Raw genomic sequence first — 21,292 nt, 5'->3', positions numbered from 1 at the left:
CCTTGCATCACCGCCGACGCGTGGCGCGGCACCAATCTGCTGCCGGTCCTTAGACCGGTGGACCGCTTGGGGAAAGCTCAGGCTTTTGCGCGATCCAGGCAATGGCGCCGGACATCTGAGCGATGGGCTGCAGCAGTTCGGCGCATCCGGGTCTGCGTTTGTTGCGCAACCAGGCCTGCACGAATTTCGGTGCCAGGTACCAACCGTAGATCACAGCCGACAAGGCGCGCAGGGGGCGCGTCGCCTTATTGCCCATTTCCAGCATCGCCCGAAAGCCCGACCACTGCGCCTCTGGCCAGATTTTTACCGGTTTGAGGCCTGCAAGGGTCAAGGTCATGAACACGCCATAGGGTGTCATGTGGTAGTAGCTTGCATCGTGCCATGGCTCGAGGAACGAGGCTGAGCCGAGGCAAAGGCCGCCGGGTTTGAGGACGCGGGCCGCCTCCTTAGCCGCGAGTTGCGGAAAGGCGAGGTGTTCCCAGACAGCCGAAGCATAGACCACGTCAAAGCTCTCGTCGCGGAACGGTAGCACATGGGCGTCACACAGAAGATCGGGCCCGCCATGGGATCTCAGCCAGTCGTGAACCCGATCGACGGCAACATCCACCCCGACGTAGACCAGGCCGCGATCGCGCATGAAGGTGCGCATCTGGCCGCCGCCGCAGCCGAGTTCCAGGATCCGTTGTCCCTGCGCCAAGCTGTCGAAGCATGCCTCGTGCGCCGCGTCGAGATGATAGACCACCCCTCGTGCCTGGCCATGGACCGGCGGAAACTGCAGGATCTCGGAATCCGGGATGGTTGCGGGACTGAGGGCTGCCGCCGGCCATTCAATGCTGACGCTGCCGCCGCCGCGCGGCATCAGATTGGGACGCTGGTCCTCCAGTTGAAAATGGCGTCCGCATGCCTCGCAGCGTTTCAGCGAGACCTGATCTGAGCGGCAATCGGGACAACACAAAAGACCATCAATTGCCGACGTCATGGCCACCTCCAGAGGCACAAGGTGGCCAAGTTCGACAACCGGGTCAACGCCTCCATAAAGCGTAGCCGAGGCCGCTTGTCGTCGTGTCTGCCCCCGCCTTTCTACCGCTTTAGAAGCGCTTTCGCAGGCTCGTCGATGGCCTCTGGCGCACGTCATGCCTGAAGCGGCGGCCTAGGGTGCGACACGTCCTGGCAAACTTGAATGCCTGCCGGCGCCCGCCCGGCTGCCGCCCGACAGGCGGCGCCAGTCAAGCCCGCTCGCCCTGATAGTAGGTGAGATACTGATCGCGGAACCGCTCGGGGCTGCCGGGGTCGGCATATCGATGAAGCTGCGACATGTCGGTGTTGTTGAGCAGCACGCCCATGACCTTGGCGGCAACCTGCGGCTGCGCAGCCAAGACATTCTGGACCGTTTTGGCGGGTGTAACACCCCACTGTGCGACGAAGAGAAAGCCGTCCACATGCGGCTCGAACGCCTTGGCATCGACGACGGGAACAAGTGGCGCGAGATCCACGACGATGACATCGAAGGTGTCGCGCACGCTGTCGAGAAACCGTGCCATGCCGGGCGACGACAAAAGCTCGCTGGCGTGGGTCAAGGATTTGCCACGGGCAGCAACCGGCATGATGGCCAGCTTCGAGCGGCGATCAACCCGTACCGCCTTTGTCCACTCAACCTCCTGCAGCGCAACCTCCACCAGACCCACCTCCGGCTCCGTCGCCAGCATCTTGCTGAGGCCGGGATTGCGCAGATCCGCGTCGATGACGAGCGTGCGCTGGCCGCTGGCTGCCAACAGGCCGGCGAAATTGGCGGCCACAGTGGATTTGCCTTCGCCGGGCAGACACGACACCACGCCGATCACGCGGCAGCGGCGTCCCTGCAGCACGATGTCGCTGGCCAGCCGTGCATTTCGCAGACTCTCGGCGAAGTTGGAGCGCGGCAAATCCACAGCCACCCTCATCATGTGCCGGAAATCGATCGGTTCGCCATCCGGCATCGGCTGCGCACTTTCCGGTGCGGTCCCGCTTGCACTCGCAGCCCTGTTGCCGCTGATGCGCGGCAGGTAGCCGAGAAACGGCAGGCCGGTCTTTTCCTGTACGTCGTCGCCGGTCCGGAAGAACCTTTCGCGAACCTCCAGAAGCGTCGCCAAAGCACCACCCGCCATCGCTCCAAGCACGATCGACAGGGCCATCGTCAAGGTCTTGCGAGGACTGGACGGTGCTGTCGGCACGCCGGCCTCCGAAATGACGCGCGCCTTTGCGATCGGAAACGATTGTTGCTGCGAGGCCTGTTCGAAACGGGCAAGATACGATTGGTACAGCGTCTTAAGCGCCGCCGCCTTCTGCTCGAGTTCCGCCAATTGCACCATAGAGACGTTGGCCTGCGAATTGGTGCCGGCCACTTCGCCTATGCTGTCGCGCAAAGAGCGTTCTCTTGAGCTTGCAACTTCCATCTCGTTGCGGAAGCTGCCGGTGAGCTGCTCCAGCTCGGTGAAGATCTGCCGCGACAGATCCTGCTTTTCGGCCTGCAGGGCCACGGCCTGCGGATGGTCGGCGCCAAACTGCTGCACCACCGCCTGCTCTCGCTCGTTGATGGCGATGTAGCGTTTTCTCAGGTCCTGCAGGATTGAATTGTCCGTCTCGCGCGAGGAAACCACGGCATTGCTCACGGCGGCGTCGGGACCCCGTTCGATGATCGCCCGGTACTGCTGGTAGCGTGCCGAGGCCGTGGCGGCATCGGCCTGAGCGACGATCAGCTGGCTGTTGAGATCGGCCAATTGCTGAGCCGACAGCAGCTCGCCGCGCGGCGACACCAGCCCGTTGTCAACCTTGTATTGTTCAACGGCCAGGGCCGCCTGCTGCGAGCGGTTGTTGAGGTCCGTCAGCCGCTCTTGCAACCATACGGAAGCGCGCTCCGTGGCGTCAAAATTGGCGTTGAGCTGTTCCTCCACATAGCTGCTGGCATAGGTCCTGGCAATCGTCGCCGAAAGCTGCGGATCGGGAGAGCGCACGGAGATTGCGATCACCGAGCTGCGTCCCACCCGCTCGACGCCAAGCGACGCCTGCAAGATGGCAGCGGCCTTCTCGCGCCGACCAGCCTGCATGGCCTCTTGTGACGCCGGCGGACGACCCGGCAGGAACAGCGAGAGCGTGCCTTTGACAGTCCCTTTGGCAACATCGACAAGCGAGCGGGGCGGGTTGAGGATCAGCTCGTTGTCGCCCAGCCGGGCCTCGTCGACAACCCGCAGCGCCAACGCTTTCGATTTGAGGATCTCGACCGCACTCGACATCCGGTTGTCGATCTGCTGGGCACTTTGCGGTCCCTCCTCCTCCTCGGCAAAGCGCGACAGGCTGTCGTCGATCAGGATATGGGTCATCGAGGTGTAGATCGGCTGCGTCGAAAACAGATAGAGCCCGGCGAGCAGTATCGCGACCCCGATGCAGGCAATGATCACGCCCAGGCGCCGGACCAGGGCGCTCCAAAGCCGATCAAGGTCGATGAAGCTGTCGGCGTCGGTGCGCTGCTCGTGGAGGACCGGTTTTGTCCTGAACTGAAGTTGGTCCATGCTCGTGAGGCTTTCGCGTTGATGGTCTGGTGGCAGCGCCCGGCGACTGCCGGGCGCAGGTATCGGCACGCGCTTTAAGCGATCTCCGCGGCGGCCCGGTGGTCACTGAGCAGAGATGCAAGCGACTGCGCCAACTGTGGTCCCAGGTCTGATCGCTGCAGTGCAAAGGCGACATTGGCTTCGATGAAACCCTGCTTGCTGCCGCAATCGAAGGTGCGTCCCGCATAGGGATGAGCGTGGAACGGCTGCTTGGCGGCCAGCCGCTGCATGCTATCGGTCAGCTGGATCTCATTGCCGGCGCCGCGTTCTTGCGATGCCAGAAGATCGAAAATATCCGGCTGCAGGATGTAGCGACCATTGAGGTAGTAGCGCGAGGGTGCCACGGCAGGATCGGGTTTCTCGACCATGTCGGTGACCTCAAAACCATTCTTGACCGAGGCGCCCATGCCAACGATTCCATAGCTTGAAGTCTCGTGCGCGGCGCATTCCTCCACCGCGATGACATTGCCTCCAACCTCCTGGTAAAGGCCCATCAGACCGGCCATACAGCCGTGTGGTCCAAACGACACCATGTCGGGGAGCAGCAGCGCGAACGGCTCGTCGCCGACCAGCTCGCGTGCACACCAGACCGCATGACCAAGACCCAGGGGAACCTGCTGGCGGGTATAGCTGACGGACCCGGCCACCGGCTGCATCTTCTCAAGCAGGTCGATCTGCGCCGTTTTTCCCGACCGGGCAAGCGTTGCCATCAGGTCCGGCGCCGTGTCGAAATGATCTTCAATGGCGCTCTTGTTGCGGCTGGTGACGAAGATGATGGTTTCAATGCCCGCCTGCATCGCCTCGTCCACTGCGTATTGCACCACCGGCCGGTCGACCACGGTCAACATCTCCTTGGGCATCGCCTTGGTGGCCGGCAGGAAGCGTGTGCCGTTGCCGGCGACGGGGATGACGGCTTTGCGCACTGGTTTGCTATGCATGATAGTACTGCCCTTTCTTCGAAGTCATGGGTTATGAAACAGAGGTTTGGTGTCGCATCAGCGCGCGCATGCGCTTGGCGATCGGCAAGCGCAGATGCCAGAGCGCCCGCGGGTTGTCGATGGCCGCCCGCAGCGCTCCGGGGACTGAGCGGTTCTTGATGTGCGACACCAGGGTCAGGAAGGCGCGGGCCTCCACCAGGCTTCTTGTGCGGCGCCTCTGCGCGACGAGAGCCTCCCCTGACAAGGGGAACCGGCTCAGGAAGCTGCGGTCCGCCGACAGCATCGATTCCACGTGATGCAAGTCGAGCACCCGCGATATGGAACCCTGCCTGAGATGATACACGTAGCCGGCCGAAGGTTCTACCGCGCAGGTTGCGCCACTGGCCAGGGCCGAAGCGAGCAGCAGGTAGTCTTCGCCAATGCGCAACCGCTCGTCAAAGGCCAGATCGTGCCGTTGCAGGAAATCACGCACAAACATTGGCTTCATGTAGCCGAAATTGAAGGTGCTGCGAAACAGGACGTTGGAGCCGATGTAGTCGGCAAGGGTGATCTGTGCGCGGGCGCGCAATTCGTTCTCGGTGAACATGCGCCAGCTGCGGGCACCGTCCATGGCAACGACATCGAGGTTATCGACAACGAGCGGTGTTGCCATCGCCTTGGCACGGGCGATCATGCGGGCCGACCTGTGAGGAGACATGGTGTCGTCTGCATCAAGCACCGCGATCCAGGCGCCGGTTGCTGCGTCAATGCCGCGATTTCTCGCTCTCGCCGGGCCTCCGTTGGACTGCTGGCGGATCACCGTGACGCGCGGATCGTCAATCTGTTCGGCAATCTGTGCTGTCGCATCGCTCGAGCAGTCGTCGACCACGAGGACTTCGAGCGTCACGTCGACCTGGGCAAGTGCGCTGTCGATTGCCCGCGCAATCGTGTCCGCAGCATTGTAGGCGGCGATGACGAAGCTGACATCGGGGATGTTTTGAAGCATGGTCATGATGCCTCCGCCAGGCCGTATTGCCGGATCTCCCGCACGCCCAGCAAGCCGCTGACCACCCCGGCATGGAGGGTCGCACGCAGAAGATAGCGGTTGCGCCGCACCGGGAAGCCAACAAATCCGGCACAGGCCAGGCTGCAAAAGCCGAGCTTGGCGAGCGCCAGCCCGGCCTGTTGCAGGCGCCCTGCGCCGCGGCTGCGACTGGCCAGGATGCGGCCATGGGTCTGTCCCGAGCGGAACCGGCGCTTGACAAGCCAGGCCAAGCTGGCGCGGCCGGACGGGACGACTTCGGTGACGAGCGCGGCGGGGGCATAAGCGATCCTGCCGCCTGCCGCTGTCAGCGCCGCAAAGAACTGCGTGTCCTCACCGCCGCTTTGGCCCAGCCGCAGGTCAAACCGGCGCCCGCAAACATGCTGGGATCGCATGTCGAGAAGGACATTGCAGGTGTAACCGGTGCGGATGTCACCAGCGACCCAGACGGGGCGGGTCGAATGAAAGTCGCCGCGGCGCATCCAAGCCGGAGCGCTGCCGTCGTAAAGCGCTTCCACCGGACCCAGCACCGCATCTGCCCGGGTTGCCGCGATCCCCGTGTAGAGCGCCTCCAGCCAGGTGGTCGCGGCGCACTCGTCATCGTCGATAAAGGCAAGATAGTCCGCCTCGCATGCTTCCAAACAGGCATTGCGGGCAAGAGAGATGTTGGCGTGCGGGCAATGGACATAGGCAATCGGGAACGGGGACGTGTCCGATAGCGCATCGACCATGGCCTTCGCCGTTGGCCGGTGGTCGTTGTCGGCAACAACAAGGCGCACCCGCAGGTGGTCGGGGACAGTCACGGCAAACAGCGACGACAATGTCTCTGCCAGTGCAGGGCGCCGGAAGGTGCAGATCCCGATGTCGATCGATGTCGGTCTGGTTTTGGAGTCGGTCGTCATGCAGGCACCTTTCGTGGACCGTGACGCAGGAGCTCCCACCAGAACCCGGCTGACCAGGCAAAATGCATGATCATCGCCGAGATGGCCGCAACCGGACCATAGGGGTTCTTCTCCCGAACCGCCAGCCAGACGCCATAGGCCAGGCAAAGGCTTGCCCAGGCGAGAAAGGGCAGCGCCGCCGACCAGTGGAGAAAGCTCAACAGCGCAGCGATCGCGACGGGAACCACGGCAAGCGGCAGCGCCTGGCGCAGTCTTGGCAGCACGCGATGCTTCATCAGATTGCGGGCGCGGCCCCGCCCGTAGCCGAGGTATTGGCGAAACAGGGAGGCTGGCGTCTTGCGCGGGAAATAGGTCATGAAGGTGCGTGCGGTCATCCAGATCCTGTAACCGGCCTGCCGGAGCCGGTGGTCGAGCTCGGCATCTTCATTGTGGCTGAAACTCTCGTCGTAACCACCAACGGCGCGAAACGCTGCTATGCGCATCAGCGCGTGGTGGCCGTGGTCCACCCACTGGCCTCCACGGCCGTCGCGATGCTTGGAGCCGCCATTGCCGAGCTTGGAATTTTGGGCAACGGCGGTGGCCTTCTGGAAGAGACCAAAGCCGACCGTCTTCATCCCGGTGACCACACAGTCGGCCTGCTGCTGGTGCGCCTCCTCCAGCAGCACCTGGCAATAGTCGGCGGGATAGTCGCCGTGCGCATCAATGCGGATGAGAAAGTCGCAGTCGCTTGCAAACGTTTCGACGGCGAGATTGATCGCCGCCGCCTGCAGCCGTTTTGGATTGTGAAGGACGAACAGGTCGCGCATATGACCGACGAGACCCGAGGCGATCTCAAAGGTCGCGTCCGAGCTGCCGCCATCGACGACCACGATGCGTAGCGTCAGGTCGCCGCGGTGGGCGTCCAGCGCCCGCAGCAGCGGCTCGATTGTCTCCGCCTCGTTGAGGCAGGGAATAACCACGAGCGTCCGGTGATCGGAAAAACCATCGTCTGTCATGTGCACCCTCACGATTGAACCGGGGACAGGGCATCAGGGCCCCGTTTTGCGGTGGTCGCCCCTGTGGTGGCAGCCAGGCGATCGACCAGGGCGCGGCAGTCTTGCGGCCCGGTCGTCCACTGGCCGCGTTCGGTGGCGCACACCTGCTTCACGAGCTGCGTGTAGCGGTCGCTGTCGATGTCGTGAAACTGACGTTGCAGGGCATCAGCCGTCGCAGTGGCAAGCGTCAGGCCAAGGTCGCGGCGGCGCAGAAACTGCCCTGTCTCTGTGGCAGCCAGGGCAATTGGAACTGCCCCATGCAGAACGCCTTCGTACAACCGATTAGGCAACAGCCACTGCGAATTAAGCCCCTCCTCGAAAAAGTCGATCGCCCAGACGAAGTGGACGGCGCCATAGATGGCGGCGAGATCCTCCGGATTGCGGTAGGGGCCGTGGTAGCTGACATGCGGTGCGGCCTCGACCTGGGCATCGAAATCGTCAAACTCGCGTCTTGCCGGGCGACCGCGCAGGACGATTTCGACGCCGCCTTGCATGCGCGCTGCCAAATCGATCAGGATGGCCAGTGATTTGCGGCACCGCAGGGCGCCGAACCAGCCAATCCGCCAGGGCTCTCCCGGCGCCGGTGGAGCGCGCGGCGCACGCGTGGTGGGCACAGCACCATCAAGCTCCAGGACCTTGTTCTCCAGAAGCAGAGTGGACAGGGCAAGCCCGGATCGCTTGGCGAAATAGTGATTGATGAAGGCCGGCGAGCTGGTGATCAGCAACTGCGCGTGGCGCCCGAAATGGGCCTCCGCCATGCGAAAGGCGCGGCCCTTCAGGCCGTCGTCCAGAAGCAGGCGATGGATGTCGAGGCATTCGTAGACAACCGCGGGACGATCGGAAAACAGCCGCGCGGCGCGACTGGCAACGACCAGCATCTCGAGATTTCTGGCCAGGATGACGTCGGGGGACCTGATCCCGTGCAACCGCGTCTTGAGCGTGGCGGCGGCCTTGGCGACCGCCAAGGCCCGTTGCGACAGCCGCCCGTCGCTGGTCTGGCCCAGACCGATCGTCACCACATCCGGATCGTCGGACACAAGACTGTCGGCGCGATGGAACCCGGCCACGGTGACGTGCGCGCCGCCGTGTTTGAGCATCAAAACCCGCCGGCGGATTGCCGCGTCAGCCAGATCATGGGCAAGATAAAGGACGTTCAATGTCACTTGAGCCACTCTTTCATGGACAGCTACGAACTGGTTGCAGGGGCATGGGCACCGTCACTGGATCTTGCAAAGAACCGATTGCGGAAAGCGGCAGTTTTCGCCAAGCGCTGTATAGGCGATGCGATCAACGGCCATGGAGGCGGGTCCGGCATAGGAAAACGGCCCCAGCCATCCGGCAAGATTGTCCGACCCCCACAAGCTGACAAAGATCTTCTGCGCATGCGAGGGGATTTTCGTTGCATCGGTGACCTCATGAACAAGCTTGCCGTCGACGAAATACCGCAACCGCTGCTTTTCCCAGATGAAGGCGTAGTCATGGAATGCGGTGTCCGCGCCACCTGCCACGGGCACCAGCTTTTCGTTGCCGCCCGTGCCGGAGACATACTGGTTGACCTGCACCTGACTGCTGTTCTTGCCCAGCACCTCGAAATCCAGTTCGTCGTGCGGCTGTTTGTCGACCGGTCCGATATAGCTGAAGAAGGCCGAGTTGAGCCCAGAGCCTGAGGCGGCGCGCATGCGCACCTCGTAGGTGCCGTAGCCATAGCGCGCCCGGGTTTGCAATTCAGCGCAGGCGTAGTTCCGCTCACCGGTCCTGGCGGCGGTAAATCCAAGCCGCAACGATCCATCCTCCAGCGTCAACTGCTGCTTCGACCAGGTGCAGTTCTGGTGCGCGCCGTTGCTCCAGCCGTCGGAGACATACCAGAATGACCTGTCGAGCGTGTCGAACTCCTCCACGAAGGAACCACCGGTTGCGCCCGCTTGCGCCATCGCCCCGCCCGGCGCAATGGCCAGGGACACGATCAGCATGGCGCTGCGAACGGCGTGGTGGTCGGGGCAACGGCGTTTCGGGTCAGTCATGCTTTACCTCTTTGATGGCGCAGGGCTGCGCCGGCTGGTGTGTCGATGGCGTCGCTGCCGGAGCCGGCGTGCAGGGCTGCGGCTTTACGGTCGCGTGCGCGGCTTCCGGTGAGAATCCGATAGGTGGCCGGCGCCATTGTCGCGACTATACGGTTGCTCAAAATCAGAATTACGAAGGTCGCCGTGATCGCGATCAGATAAAAGGCGGGATAGAGGCTGTCGCCAGCCAACCGGTTCCACACCATCCACAGACCGACCAGCAAAGGGTAGTGGCCGCAGAAGATCCAGAAGCTCAAGCTGCCGGTGTCCGCCAGCCTGCGGCCAAACCGGGTCTCGATCAGCATCCCCGACGCCAGCCAGAAGCCGAGCGCGCCCAGGATAGAAAGAGTGTTGCGTGCCAGGTCGAGCCACAGGGGATAGGCAGGGCCCGTGCGGACAAGGCCGACGGCCAGGAGCGCCGCCAGTGCAAGAGTGCTTGCCGCACCCAGGAGACGGTAACCGTCGAGCGCGCGGATATTTTTGTCGTACAGGGCAAGCGCCATGCCGAAGGTGAAGCTGAACAGGATCGATTTCTTCAAGACGATGCCGATCGTCACGTCCGGCAGAACGGCCAGCATGAACAGCGCCGCACATGTCGCCACGGGAGCCCACCGCACAAGCCGCGCCAGGATCGGCGACAGGAGGATGCAGACCAGCAGATCGCGCAGGAAATAGAGGGGAAGGTTCACCGGAAAGGCTTCCAGCGCCAGCGCATGACTTGCCAGTTCGCGCCCGGAGGCCTGCCATAGCTCCGGAAAATAGCCGCTCGCGACCGAAAATCTCTGCATCAGCAGCACCGCAAGCAGCAGCCCGAGGTTCCAAAGCACAAACGGCGTCAGCACGGTGACCGCCTTGCTGCGCAAGGTCCTGCCATAGTCGAAAGCGGCAAACCCGCGACGAAAGAGCAGGTAGCCGGAGATGGCGCTGAGACACGGCACGCCGATGCGGAAAAAACTTTCGCCGAGGAAAACCCGCAGCCAATCGAACGCCCCGAAATGGCCCGCAAATGGACTGGTCTGGGCGTCATAGGGCACGTGCACGAAGACGATGCCGCCAATCAACAAGATGCGCATCAGATTGATGCGGGAGGATATAGTCTGATCGACCGTCAAACGAGTCCCCTCTATTTGAGCAGCGCCTCCCGTCGCTGCCGTTTCAACCAGAGCAGACCCTTCAGCCCGCGTTTGGAAACCATCGCGGTTCCATGAGAGGAAAATGTGGCACTGCAGCAAAAAACATCAACCGGGGACTTTGGTCCGACGCCATCGGCAATGATTGCGGGCCTGAGACGGGCAGGCCTGCACCTGTCATGGCAGGGGATCTGCAGGCATGAGCCTGCGGCTGGGGTGGTTTTTCCCGGTCGGCAAAATTCCTGACGGTGCGTCAGCGCCGGCGGCGACATTGACCCGCGTGCACTCTCCAAACGGTCCAGACAGCGGCGAAAACAAGGCAAGATGACGCCGTGCGGCGCTTCAGATCGGTAGGGGCTGCTTGCGGGCCCGCGACAGGCCGATCAGTTTGCGCAGGAGCACTCTTTCGGTGACAAGCAGCAGAAGACCATACACAAGCGCGCCCACCGTCGCCCCTGCCAGGATCTCGAGATAGGGATTGGTGAGATGTGCAGACAGCGCGTCGAGCGCCCATCGCACCGTCACGGCCATGACAAGGGCGTTGATCAACGAGCGGCTGCTAGTCAACAGGCCGCGCAGGAAGGGGATGTCATCGATGCGGAACACGGCCCAGGAATAGCCCAGCAGGGTCACCGCATTGACGACGCACAGCGCCACCATCGCGTCGACCAGCGTTCCCCACAGACACGCAAGCGCGATGGCTGCCGTGGTCGCGACGGCGCGAATGACCGCTGACCAGAACAGGATGTGGCCGTGGCCTGTGCCCTTCAGGTAGGGAATGAAGGTGCTGCAGGGCGTGACGATGGCCTTCGACAGGGCCAGCAGGCCCAGCACTGGCCAGGCATCGGCCCAGTTAGTGCCGAAAATCACCAGCATCGCCGGCTCGGCGACGGCCCACAGGCCAAACATCATCGGCGCCAACAGGACCGTGGTCACCTGGGTGCTGAGCATCAAGGCGTCGGAGCGGCGCTTGTGGTCCTGGCCCATGACGCTGAAGGCGGGAAAAAGTACACCCATGACCGCTGTCAGCACCACCTGGTTGGGAATGCTCGCAAAGCGGTTGGCAACCGAATAGGCACCGGCATCGGCCAACCCCAACATCCTGGCGATGACGATCATCGGCGACTGGAATGTCAGGAAGTTGGCGATCTCCGAGCCCATGACGCCGGAGCTGAAGGCCAGCAGCGGCCGCAGCTTGCGCGGTCGCATGACCAGTTTCGGGACGTAGGCGGAGGCGGCATAAAGGCCGGCCAATCGGATCAGCGCCGACGAAAACAGCTGTGCGACCAGCGCCCAGATCCCGAAGCCGGAAACGGCCATCAGCACTGCGATGATGGCCGCCAGCGATTCGGAGATCGTGCTCCACATCGCCTCCTTGCTGAAATTCATTCGCTTGGCCAGCAGGCAATAGGCCACATCGCCCGACAGCTGGATGGGAATCAGCAGAGCCATGATCTGGAGGAGGTAGGCACTTTCTGGCGCGCCCATCAGCACCGCCAGCGGCGCCGCCGTCAGATACAGGGCGACAGACATGACAAGGGCCATGGCCAGATTGGCCCAAAAGACCGTATGCACGGTCTCAAGGTCTTCCTCGGGCCGCATGATCAGTGCCGAGGTCAATCCGGCGCCACCGATCATGGTCAGAAACTGCACCACCGTCAGCGCCACCGCAACGGTGCCGAATTCGCTGGGGCTCAGAAGCCGGGCCAGAATAGGGACAGTGACAAACTTCAGCCCGAATGTCGCGGTCTTTGACAAAACGCTCCAACCGACATTGGTTGTGATGGTCTTCACGCCGTGGATTGGTGCCATAGATGAAGTCCCGGTGCTGGAGGTCGTTTGAGGATCACTGGCGATCCGTAGTGCCGCTTAAGATGTCGCCGACGTCGATGGCGTCCATTCCTTTGAGACAGCAGGGGCAAAAACATGGCGAGCTTTACAGTTGTTATCCCATTTTATCAAAAACAGGCGGGGATTTTGTGTCGAGCCTTGCGCTCGGTGTTCCAGCAGAGCTTCCAGGATTTCGATATCATTGTCGTCGACGACGCCTCGCCGCACCCGGCCGATCTTGAACTGGCGCAACTTGCGCCTGAGGAACAGGCCCGTATTACGGTGATCACACAGGAAAATGCCGGACCAGGCGGGGCCCGCAACACCGGCCTTGATCACGTGCCCGCCGCCACCCAGTTCGTTGCCTTTCTCGATTCCGACGACCTGTGGCTGCCCGATCACCTCAACAACGCCCACCAGAGCATGATCCGCTTCAAGGGCGACTGTTTCTGGGCCTCAATGCAGGCCAGCGAAGAATTCTACTATCATTTTTCCATGTCGCGGCTGGAAGCAAGCGACGGAGCGGTAAGACTGAACGAGACGCCGCTGATCCTCGAAGTGCCCGATCTTGCCACAGCGATGCTGAAAAACTGGAGCTTCCTGCACCTGTCGTGCATGGTGATCGGCCGCCAGCTGTTTGAGACCGTGCGGTTTGATCCGGTGCTCCGGCTGGCGGCAGAGGATGTGCTTTTCTTCTGTGACTGTATCTTGCAATCTCGTCGTAGCCTGCTTTGCGACGAGGCCGGAGCCATGCGCGGCATGGGCGTCAATATTTTCCATAGTATCGACAACCGGTCGCCGCAGTTCCTCAGGCAGCAGTTCAACACCTGGGTTGCCCTCGACCGTCTGGAGGCGCGGTTTGCCAAGCGGCCAGCCGATGTCGCCTCGATCAGCGCCTATAAGAACACTGCCCGTCGGCAGGCCTTGTGGAGCCAGGCGGGTCGGGTTCGCCGACGCCAGGCGCCCGAGCTTGGCCTGCTGGCCCGCTGGGCCTGGCGCGATCCGGGGCTGTTGCGCACGCTGGTCCAGCTGGGCACCGACAAGTTCGCCAAAACCGGCGCTTGAACCCATTTTCTTGAAACATCGCAGCCTTGGAGGGCAGCATGCAGCCATATCACTGGGAATCCCATCACGGCAATTTCGGCGACGATCTCAATCTCTGGCTTTGGGACTTCCTGCTGCCGGGATTGCGGGAGGTCCACCCGCAGACCATGCTGGTGGGTGTCGGCACCGTGTTGAACCCGACGCTCCTGCCGCGCGGCGTCCACAAGCTGGTGGTCGGCAGCGGCTACGGCTACGGAACGCCGCCCGATATCGCCGACGCCCGTGAGTGGGACGTGCGCTGCGTGCGCGGCCCCAGGACCGCCGAGCGCCTCGGCCTGCCGCTCGACCGGGGGATCGTCGATCCGGCGGTGATGATCACCGAGATGCCGGAATTCCAGAACCTGCCCAAGCGCACCAAGAAGACCTTCGTTCCCCATTGGGAATCGGCCGAATTCGGCATCTGGCAGGCGGTGTGCGAGCCGGCGGGGCTGACTTATCTCGACCCGCGCGGAGACGCCAAGGCGGTGATCCGCGCCATTGCCCAATCGGAGCTGGTGATTGCCGAATCCATGCATGCAGCAATCCTCGCCGACGCCTTCCGCGTCCCCTGGGTTGCCGTCACCACCTCGGCGTCGATCAATGACTTCAAGTGGGGTGATTGGGCCAGCAGCGTCGGTGTCACCTATAACCCGCGCTTCGTGCCCGTCTCGTCGCGCGCCGAAGCGGTTGCCAAGCGCGCCCGCTTCTGGGGGATGCAGTTCGATCACCAAGCGGTCCAGGCACCCGCCATGGTCGCGACCGACGAGGTGATGACGCGGCCACGGCCAGCGCCGACGGGTCTGCGGGTTATGGCCAAGCAGGTGCTGGCGGCGCCGTCGATCCTGGCGCTGTGGCAGGCGAGCCGCGCCGAGCCGCAGCTCAGCCGCAATGGCGCGCTGGAGCAGTTGAAGGATCGGTTCCACACGGTCCTGGACGAGGTGCGCAGGGACTATTTCTGAGAAAGCGGAATCCCGGCCAGGAGGTAGCGAAAATCAGTATGGAGGGCGCCATCGCCGGCGCCCTTCTCGGCTCGCCGCAACTTGTCGCGCAAGATGCCGGTGGCAATGGCTGGAAACGCCGCCGGCCGGGCCATAAGGTACCCGACCGGGGCAAATTGTCCGTCGCCGGCCTTTTTGTCGAGGAAGGCGCGCAGTTCGTAACGCTTGCGAACGTGCCGTTCATGGCGGGCCAGTGCCCGCTCCACGGGGGCGCTGAGCCGGGAGGCGGCGCGGATGGCGCCGTCGGCCTGGAACAGGCGTTTCAGATCCTCCGTTCGATGCTGGCCGCTCAGCGAATCCGAGCGCACCACGGCGCCATAGCCGCAGTGTTCGATGACGGTATAACGTGCGCCGGCGATCAGGGCACGCAGATAGAGCTCGTAATCTTCTCCCAGCCGCAGCGCCTCGTTGTAGCGCAGGTCATGGCGGGCCAGGAAGGCGCGGCGCATCACCGGCTTCAGGAAGCCGATTTCGCCGCGTCGGATGCCCGGCTTGGAAATATTGCCCTCGATGAACTCCAGCGTCGAAATCTGCCGCGCCCGTGGCTGGAACACCTGCGGCTGTTGGTTCGCAACAGGGCGATGCATGAAGGCGATATTGTCGGCGATGAAATCCCAGTCACGGTGCTGCAGCATTGCGGCAAAGCGTCCAGGAAAAAAGAAGTCGTCGGCATCGAGGATGGCGACCAGCGGGGCGCTCGAGATGGATATGGCGTGATTGCGGGCTGCAGCCGGGCCGCGGTTGACCTCGAAGGAGACGACACGCAACCGGCCGCTGCCGTCATCGGCCGCCCGTGCCGCAGCCGCAGTCGCGTCACCGGACGCATCGTCGACGACCACGACCTCGCTGACCTGTTGCTGGGTTAGGGCCGAGGCGATGGCCAGGCCGATCGTGCCGGCGGCGCCTCTTGCCGCGATGATCACACAGACCGACTCGTCGTTTTGCGTAGACATTGCTGCTCTCCTTGCTGACACTCAGCCGGCAATAGAAGATACAAACATGACCGGGATGTGGAATGGGTCGATCAGGCGCATGATGGGGAAGGCTAATGATCGGGGATCTTCCAATGCGCGGCAGCATCGGCTGGCAGCTGATCGTTGCTGCGCCGGTCGCCGAGCGTTGGGGCCTGCTCGCCGCGGGCTGCCTCCCGCTGCAATTTTTCCCGGTGGACAAGATAGAGGACGCCGAGGAAGTAGCCCACCTGCAAGAGAATCGCGGCCACAACCGTTGCGACCAGAACGCTGGACGCAGATCCCGTCATCCAGAAGACAGACCCTGCAAAAACCAGCAGGACGCAGGTCATGCTTACAAAGACGCGGGGTGCATACATCATCCGTCCTCCCGGATTCCATTCAACTACGGTCGTGCGTGTCTTGGCTCCTCTCCAATCATCGGAAAGCATATTGAGCTAAACGCAAGCATACAAGCTCGCCAGCGCCGTTTGTTACATGATCTTCGTGAAAGCTTCGTAATCTTGAGACAGGAATCGGCAAATGCGGGCGTAAATTCCCTCGCCGGCCGGAATCGAGGTCGGGCGGCAAGCTGTGCTGAGGTTTGCTCGAGCGTTGCTGCGTCATCTGCCGCTGCCAAAACGCCTTGGGCCACCTGCCCTCCTGTTCATCCATCCTCTGCAGGCCGCCTGCCTGCGGCAGCCCCTCGATCCCTTAAGGTCCAATCACAATCGACCGCGTCGATGCGCCGCCGGGACAGGATTGTCTGTCTGTGGGTGCGACGCACCGCACGGGCGCTGCACTCAAGGCGCAGCCCGCCGCGCCGTGACCCGAAAGGGAGTCGGGCATTTGCCGCAATTTGGCCGGCATGCCGCCACAATCTGCCCGGCGCTGCATCGGTCACGCCGGCTGGTCGAGCCGCTTGCCGCGGTTTGGCATTGATTTGAATCAAATTATGTTTCGGACGTGTGCGGTGCAGCATTGCAACCACCGCGACGCAGCATTGTATTGCACCGCAAACTTCGCGGGACAAAAGTCCGACGCGCAAGTGTCTTTGGCCGGGCGCGGAGGCAACCGCCCTTCAGTATCTTGAAGTCGTTTATGTAAAGCGGGCCGTATAGATTTGGTGTCGGCCGTGAAGTGCGCTAATCGATCTCTGCTCCTACTGGCATACGACACGCTTGCACTTGCACTCAATAGCCTGCCTGCTTGGCGCTGTTCTTTGCCGGTTCTGGTCTCGGCCAGAGAGATCGTGAGGTGGCGCTCACTCGGCTTAAAAAAACGCTGGCATCAAATTCCGAACACAGACTTATTATCCTATTGCCACGCACGACGCACCGTAAAGGCACCGACATCGCCACACAAAAATGGAGTTCACTCTATGAAGTCAGCGACACGTTCGGCCGGATCGCCGTATCTGACGACCGATGAATCCCCCCTCGCGTTCCCCACTGGAGGGTTGGCGAAACGAAGTTTTGACATCACCGCAGCCCTGGCCGCCCTTGTCTTCTTCAGCCCTATCCTTCTGCTGATCATGGCGCTGGTGAAGGTCTCCAGCAAAGGCTCGATATTCTATGGTCATCGGCGGATCGGTCACAATGGCCGCTCGTTCCACTGCCTCAAGTTCCGTACCATGGTGGCCAACGGCGATGAGGTCCTGCGCGACTATCTGCGCAACAATCCGTCAGCGGCTGAGGAATGGAAAGCAACCCGAAAGCTGCGCGACGACCCAAGGGTGACCACCGTCGGGACCGTGCTGCGCAAGCTGAGCCTCGACGAGCTGCCGCAGCTCATCAACATCCTGCGCGGCGACATGAGCGTCGTGGGTCCTCGTCCCGTCATCGACGAGGAGCTGAGCCTCTACGACACTGACGCGGTCTACTACCTTCGCACCCGTCCCGGTCTCACGGGTCTGTGGCAGATCAGCGGACGAAACGACGTCTCCTACGAAAGCCGCATCGCCTTCGATACGCACTATGTTCAGAACTGGTCACTGGTTCAGGATGTTCTGATCATCGCCAAAACCATCCCGGCTGTCTGCCTTTCGCGCGGAAGCTACTGATGCGACAGCTGACGTGTCGAGATCAGGCTTAGGCCGGTCTTTGCAGTCACGCCCGCAGTTTCAGCCCCTGTCAGAGCAAAGGAAGATCAATGCGAAGACCATTGCCCGCATTGCGCCGCGTGGCGCTTGTCGCCCTTCTGTGCACCGGCAGCCTGGCGCTGGCCGGCCCCGCATCGGTATCGGCAGACGACGGCGGTTACCGGCTCGGCGTCATGGACAAGCTCAAGATCCGCGTCGCGGAATGGCAACCTGCGGAGGGCAGCATCCGTGACTGGGACGTGATCGGCGGCGACTATGCCGTCGGCCCCGGGGGCGCCATCTCGATCCCCTTCGTCGGTGAGTTGCAGGTCGACGGCAAGACCACGGCACAGGTCGCCGCCGAAATCGGCTCGCGCCTGCAAACCGAGTTTGCTTTGCGCACCAAACCGTCCGCGTCGGTGGAAATTGCCGAATTTCGCCCGGTCTTCCTGGCCGGCGACGTGACCACTCCAGGCGAATATCCCTTTGCCCCCAACCTTACGGTGCTGAAGGCCGTCAGCCTTGCCGGCGGCCTGCGTCGGTCCGAAGCCGGCCAGCGGTTTGCCCGCGATTTCATCAATGCCCGCGGCAATGCCGCCGTATACGATAGCGAGCTCGGCCGCCTTCTGGCTCGCCGTGCCCGCCTTCTGGCGGAGGTCGAGGGCGCCAGCGAGATCAAGATGCCGGCGGAACTGCAGTCGGTACCGACGGCCCCGGCGCTGCTGGCCAGCGAAACCGCTCTCATGAAGTCCCGTCGCCAGCGCTACGAGCTCCAGCTCAAGGCGCTGGAGGACCTGCGGTCACTGCTCGAAAGCGAGGTCGAATCGCTGGCCCAGAAGGCACAGACGCAAAACGAGCAGCTGCAGCTGGTCACAAGCGACCGCGACCGGATCAGCCGGTTGACCGAACAGGGGCTGGCCACCAGTCAACGACGCCTGGCCGTCGAGCAACGGACCGCTGACGTGGAGTCGACGCTGCTCGATATCGACACCGCTTCGCTGCGCGCCAAGCAGGACATCAGCAAGGCCAACCAGGATGAAATCAACCTGCGCAACGACTGGGAAGCGCAGCGCGCCAAGGAGCTGCAGGACACCGAGGCGGAACTGGAGAAGCTGCAGCTGCAGTTGACGACCAGCCGCGATCTGATGTCGGAGGCGCTGTCGCAATCGGCCGAAGCGTTGAAGTTCGAAGCCACCGGCCGGGGCGCGTCGATCAAATACGTGATCGTGCGCGATGCCGGTGACGGACCCAAGGAAATCGCCGTTGATGAGACGACGCCGGTGCGTCCCGGTGATGTGGTCAAGGCGACAGCCGAACTGCTGATGCAGTGAGGCCGGCATGAGGATCGCCAAGTCCCGGCTGTTGGCACCCGCCGATAACGGCCCCTACGGTGTTGCCGCGCTGGCATTGTCAATGTTCGTGTTCGCCTATTCCGCCCGCTTCGGCCAGGGGGCCATCCTTGCCTATTACGCGGTCTGGCTGCCGCTGGTGCTGATCGACTACAAGCGCGTGCTCGGCAACTACGCCCGGTTCGGCTGGATCTTCGCGTTCGGCCTGTTGTGTTTTGTGTCAGCCTTCTGGTCGCAGGCGCCGTCGGTGTCGCTGCGCGCGGCCGTGCAATACCTGACTCATATCGCCTGTGCGCTGATTGCCATGCGGATCCTCACCACCACCACGCTGTGCCGCGGCGCCATGGTGGGCACCGCCGTGGTGCTCATCTACTCGCTTATCTTCGGCAGCTATCACTATGACCCGCTCGACGGCGGCTACAGTTTCGTCGGCGCCTTCTCGTCAAAAAACCAGCTGGGGCTCTACGCCTCACTGGGCGTCCTGTTTGCCTACGCCGCCGGTATCCTGTTGCGCCCGGGCCGGATGTGGCGGTCTGCCGCGGCCGTCACCGGACTGCTGTCGGGTTACGCACTGTTTGCATCGCAATCGGCAACCTCGGTCATCACCACCATCGCCGTGATCGCCATCGGACTGGCCCTGCAGCTGACGATGCGCCTGGCACCGCGCCAGCGTCGTGTGCTGTTTGCCGGCGCTGTCGTGTTTGTCGCCGGCGGGGCGGTTGCGGCGCTTCAGGCTGGTGCGCTGGACGCCATCCTTGCCGTCTTCGGCAAGGATTCCACCCTGACCGGGCGGACCTATCTATGGCAGCAGGGAATTGCCGCAGCTGCCATCTCGCCCTGGTTCGGCGTCGGCTATCAGGGCTATTGGGTCCAGGGATTTGCCGAGGCAGAGCGGCTGTGGCAGGATTTCTTCATCGCCTCCCGCAGCGGCTTCCATTTCCACAACACCTATATCGAAACCATGGTGGAGACCGGTCTGGCCGGGTCGGTTCTTCTGGTCTTGGTGTTGCTGCGGTCGCTGTTCGGCCATCTGCGGCGATTCCTGATCTGGGGACACAGTCCCCAGTCACTCGTCATGGTGTTGATCGCAACGCTTCTCCTGGTGCGGTCGTTTGTCGAGATCGACATCATGCATCCCTATCACGTCGGATCCTTCCTGCTCTATTTTCTGGCCGGACAGCTGACGCAACGCAATCAGGCCGCCAGCCAGCCACTCACCCGGGCGCAGGCTGGTATGCGCCAGAAGGCGGCAGGATCGCACTGGCCATTCCCGCAGCCAAGTGAGAAGCCGCATGTCTGAAGCGCGCCGCAGCACCACGACGCTTTACGGTATCCAGTACCTGCGCGCCCTGGCGGCAACGGCCGTGCTGGTCTTTCATGCGGCCGAGCGGGCCGGAGAACACTTCGCCATCGGCGCTGCCGGTGTTGATGTGTTCTTCGTCGTCAGCGGCTTCATCATGATCGTGCTGAGCGAACGCCGGCCGTTGACCCCGCTGGCGTTTATGCGTGATCGGCTGCTGCGCATCGCACCGAGCTACTGGATCGTGACGGCGATCATGATCGCCGGAGCGGCTGCAGGGCTGTTTCCCAATCTCCAGCTGAGCCTGGCCCACATTCTCGGCTCGCTGTTGTTTCTGCCGGTTGCCTCGCCAAGCAGCGGGCAGCTGTGGCCGGTCCTCGTCCAGGGATGGACGCTGAATTACGAACTATTCTTCTACCTGATATTCGCGGTCGTCCTGCTGCTGCGACCGGGGCTGCGGGTGGCAGCGCTTTGGGCCATCCTGGTGGTCGTCGTCGCCCTTGGACTGCTGCCCGCAAACCAGCCGATGCTGGCGTTCTACACGCAGCCGCTTATCCTCGAGTTCGCTGCTGGCGCGGCGCTGGCGAAACTGTGGGCACACGACAGACTGCCCCGCAGCGCCGTCGGCTTGCTGCTGATCATCTTGGCTGTCGCAGGATTTGCGGTGATCCAGGCGCAGGGTCTGGAGTTCGGCGCCCTCCAGTGCGGTCCCCTCGCCGTCATGCTGGTGGCAGGCATGCTGTCGCTGGAGCGTCACGAGAAGCTGCCGAAGCTGCCATCTCTCGCCTATCTCGGCGACGCCTCCTATTCGATCTATCTTTGGCACACGCTGGCGCTGGCGGTGTTCATCAAGGCCGGATTGATGTTGGCGATACCGGCGCCCCTGGTGGTCGCCGGCGGGGTGGTGGCTGGGGCGATCTTGGGCGTGATGGCCTACGAATGGGTGGAAAAACCCATCCAGTCGTGGATCAAGGGCAGGCGCGCGCCCGCAACGCCCGCCGTCTTGCAGCGATCAACGCCCTAGCCTGCTTAC

General features: G+C 62.8%; 18 protein-coding genes. 6 read left to right on the top strand and 12 right to left on the bottom strand.

Annotated features, from left to right (window positions below; all coding sequences use genetic code 11):
• Positions 1-49: 49 nt before the first annotated feature.
• The 10 genes from M1E10_RS02040 to M1E10_RS01995 form a co-directional block, all read right to left on the bottom strand.
• On the bottom strand, positions 50-979 hold the full coding sequence (locus M1E10_RS02040; RefSeq protein ID WP_499173346.1) for a class I SAM-dependent methyltransferase: 930 nt from the start codon (positions 977-979) through the stop codon (positions 50-52).
• A gap of 247 nt (positions 980-1,226) precedes the next feature.
• On the bottom strand, positions 1,227-3,545 hold the full coding sequence (locus M1E10_RS02035) for a Wzz/FepE/Etk N-terminal domain-containing protein (protein WP_499173345.1): 2,319 nt from the start codon (positions 3,543-3,545) through the stop codon (positions 1,227-1,229).
• 74 nt (positions 3,546-3,619) lie between these two features.
• On the bottom strand, positions 3,620-4,522 hold the full coding sequence (locus tag M1E10_RS02030; protein WP_499173344.1) for a UTP--glucose-1-phosphate uridylyltransferase: 903 nt from the start codon (positions 4,520-4,522) through the stop codon (positions 3,620-3,622).
• A gap of 31 nt (positions 4,523-4,553) precedes the next feature.
• The gene (locus M1E10_RS02025) at positions 4,554-5,513 is read right to left on the bottom strand and encodes a glycosyltransferase family 2 protein (RefSeq protein ID WP_499173343.1); all 960 of its coding nucleotides are present in this window, start codon (positions 5,511-5,513) and stop codon (positions 4,554-4,556) included.
• Positions 5,510-6,445, bottom strand: a complete 936-nt coding sequence (locus tag M1E10_RS02020; protein ID WP_499173342.1) for a glycosyltransferase family 2 protein — start codon at positions 6,443-6,445, stop codon at positions 5,510-5,512. Before M1E10_RS02020 ends, M1E10_RS02025 begins: the two co-directional genes overlap by 4 nt.
• Entirely contained in the window at positions 6,442-7,440 is a 999-nt protein-coding gene (locus tag M1E10_RS02015) for a glycosyltransferase family 2 protein (protein ID WP_499173341.1), read from the bottom strand. Before M1E10_RS02015 ends, M1E10_RS02020 begins: the two co-directional genes overlap by 4 nt.
• An 8-nt stretch (positions 7,441-7,448) precedes the next feature.
• Positions 7,449-8,642, bottom strand: coding sequence for a glycosyltransferase family protein (locus tag M1E10_RS02010; RefSeq protein WP_499173340.1), 1,194 nt, complete (start codon positions 8,640-8,642; stop codon positions 7,449-7,451).
• Positions 8,643-8,696: 54 nt separating this feature from the next.
• Entirely contained in the window at positions 8,697-9,449 is a 753-nt protein-coding gene (exoK, locus tag M1E10_RS02005; RefSeq protein WP_499173441.1) for a glycoside hydrolase family 16 protein, read from the bottom strand.
• A 47-nt stretch (positions 9,450-9,496) separates the two neighbouring features.
• Positions 9,497-10,651 (bottom strand): acyltransferase family protein, encoded by a 1,155-nt coding sequence (locus M1E10_RS02000; protein WP_499173339.1) that lies wholly within the window; start codon positions 10,649-10,651, stop codon positions 9,497-9,499.
• A 360-nt stretch (positions 10,652-11,011) separates the two neighbouring features.
• The gene (locus M1E10_RS01995; RefSeq protein ID WP_499173338.1) at positions 11,012-12,481 is read right to left on the bottom strand and encodes a lipopolysaccharide biosynthesis protein; all 1,470 of its coding nucleotides are present in this window, start codon (positions 12,479-12,481) and stop codon (positions 11,012-11,014) included.
• 114 nt (positions 12,482-12,595) lie between these two features.
• On the opposite strand from M1E10_RS01995, the gene M1E10_RS01990 reads away from it, so the two are divergent.
• Both M1E10_RS01990 and M1E10_RS01985 read left to right on the top strand, forming a co-directional pair.
• A complete protein-coding gene (locus tag M1E10_RS01990; RefSeq protein ID WP_499173337.1) occupies positions 12,596-13,564 on the top strand; it encodes a glycosyltransferase family 2 protein in 969 nt (322 codons plus the stop codon).
• A gap of 38 nt (positions 13,565-13,602) precedes the next feature.
• The gene (locus M1E10_RS01985) at positions 13,603-14,541 is read left to right on the top strand and encodes a polysaccharide pyruvyl transferase family protein (protein WP_499173336.1); all 939 of its coding nucleotides are present in this window, start codon (positions 13,603-13,605) and stop codon (positions 14,539-14,541) included.
• On the opposite strand, the gene M1E10_RS01980 is transcribed toward M1E10_RS01985, so the two are convergent.
• Both M1E10_RS01980 and M1E10_RS01975 read right to left on the bottom strand, forming a co-directional pair.
• Complete coding sequence (locus M1E10_RS01980; protein WP_499173335.1) at positions 14,532-15,533, bottom strand: glycosyltransferase; 1,002 nt, start codon at positions 15,531-15,533, stop codon at positions 14,532-14,534. The two genes, M1E10_RS01985 and M1E10_RS01980, sit on opposite strands and share 10 nt — an antisense overlap.
• A gap of 92 nt (positions 15,534-15,625) precedes the next feature.
• Positions 15,626-15,913: an exopolysaccharide production repressor protein gene (locus M1E10_RS01975; protein ID WP_499173334.1), complete on the bottom strand. Its 288-nt coding sequence runs from the start codon at positions 15,911-15,913 to the stop codon at positions 15,626-15,628.
• A 998-nt stretch (positions 15,914-16,911) separates the two neighbouring features.
• Between M1E10_RS01975 and M1E10_RS01970 the strand changes: the two genes are divergently transcribed.
• From M1E10_RS01970 to M1E10_RS01955, 4 genes are all read left to right on the top strand, one after another.
• A complete protein-coding gene (locus tag M1E10_RS01970) occupies positions 16,912-17,592 on the top strand; it encodes a sugar transferase (protein WP_499173333.1) in 681 nt (226 codons plus the stop codon).
• 89 nt (positions 17,593-17,681) lie between these two features.
• On the top strand, positions 17,682-18,941 hold the full coding sequence (locus M1E10_RS01965) for a polysaccharide biosynthesis/export family protein (RefSeq protein WP_499173332.1): 1,260 nt from the start codon (positions 17,682-17,684) through the stop codon (positions 18,939-18,941).
• A 7-nt stretch (positions 18,942-18,948) separates the two neighbouring features.
• The gene (locus M1E10_RS01960; RefSeq protein WP_499173331.1) at positions 18,949-20,259 is read left to right on the top strand and encodes an O-antigen ligase family protein; all 1,311 of its coding nucleotides are present in this window, start codon (positions 18,949-18,951) and stop codon (positions 20,257-20,259) included.
• Positions 20,252-21,283, top strand: a complete 1,032-nt coding sequence (locus M1E10_RS01955; protein ID WP_499173330.1) for an acyltransferase family protein — start codon at positions 20,252-20,254, stop codon at positions 21,281-21,283. The genes M1E10_RS01960 and M1E10_RS01955 overlap by 8 nt, the downstream gene beginning before the upstream one ends.
• Positions 21,284-21,292 lie beyond the last annotated feature (9 nt).

It is taken from the genome of Rhizobium sp. PK7-22, assembly GCF_056530405.1.
Note: the sequence above shows the minus strand (reverse complement) of the source record. Positions and strands in the feature narration are given on the sequence as shown.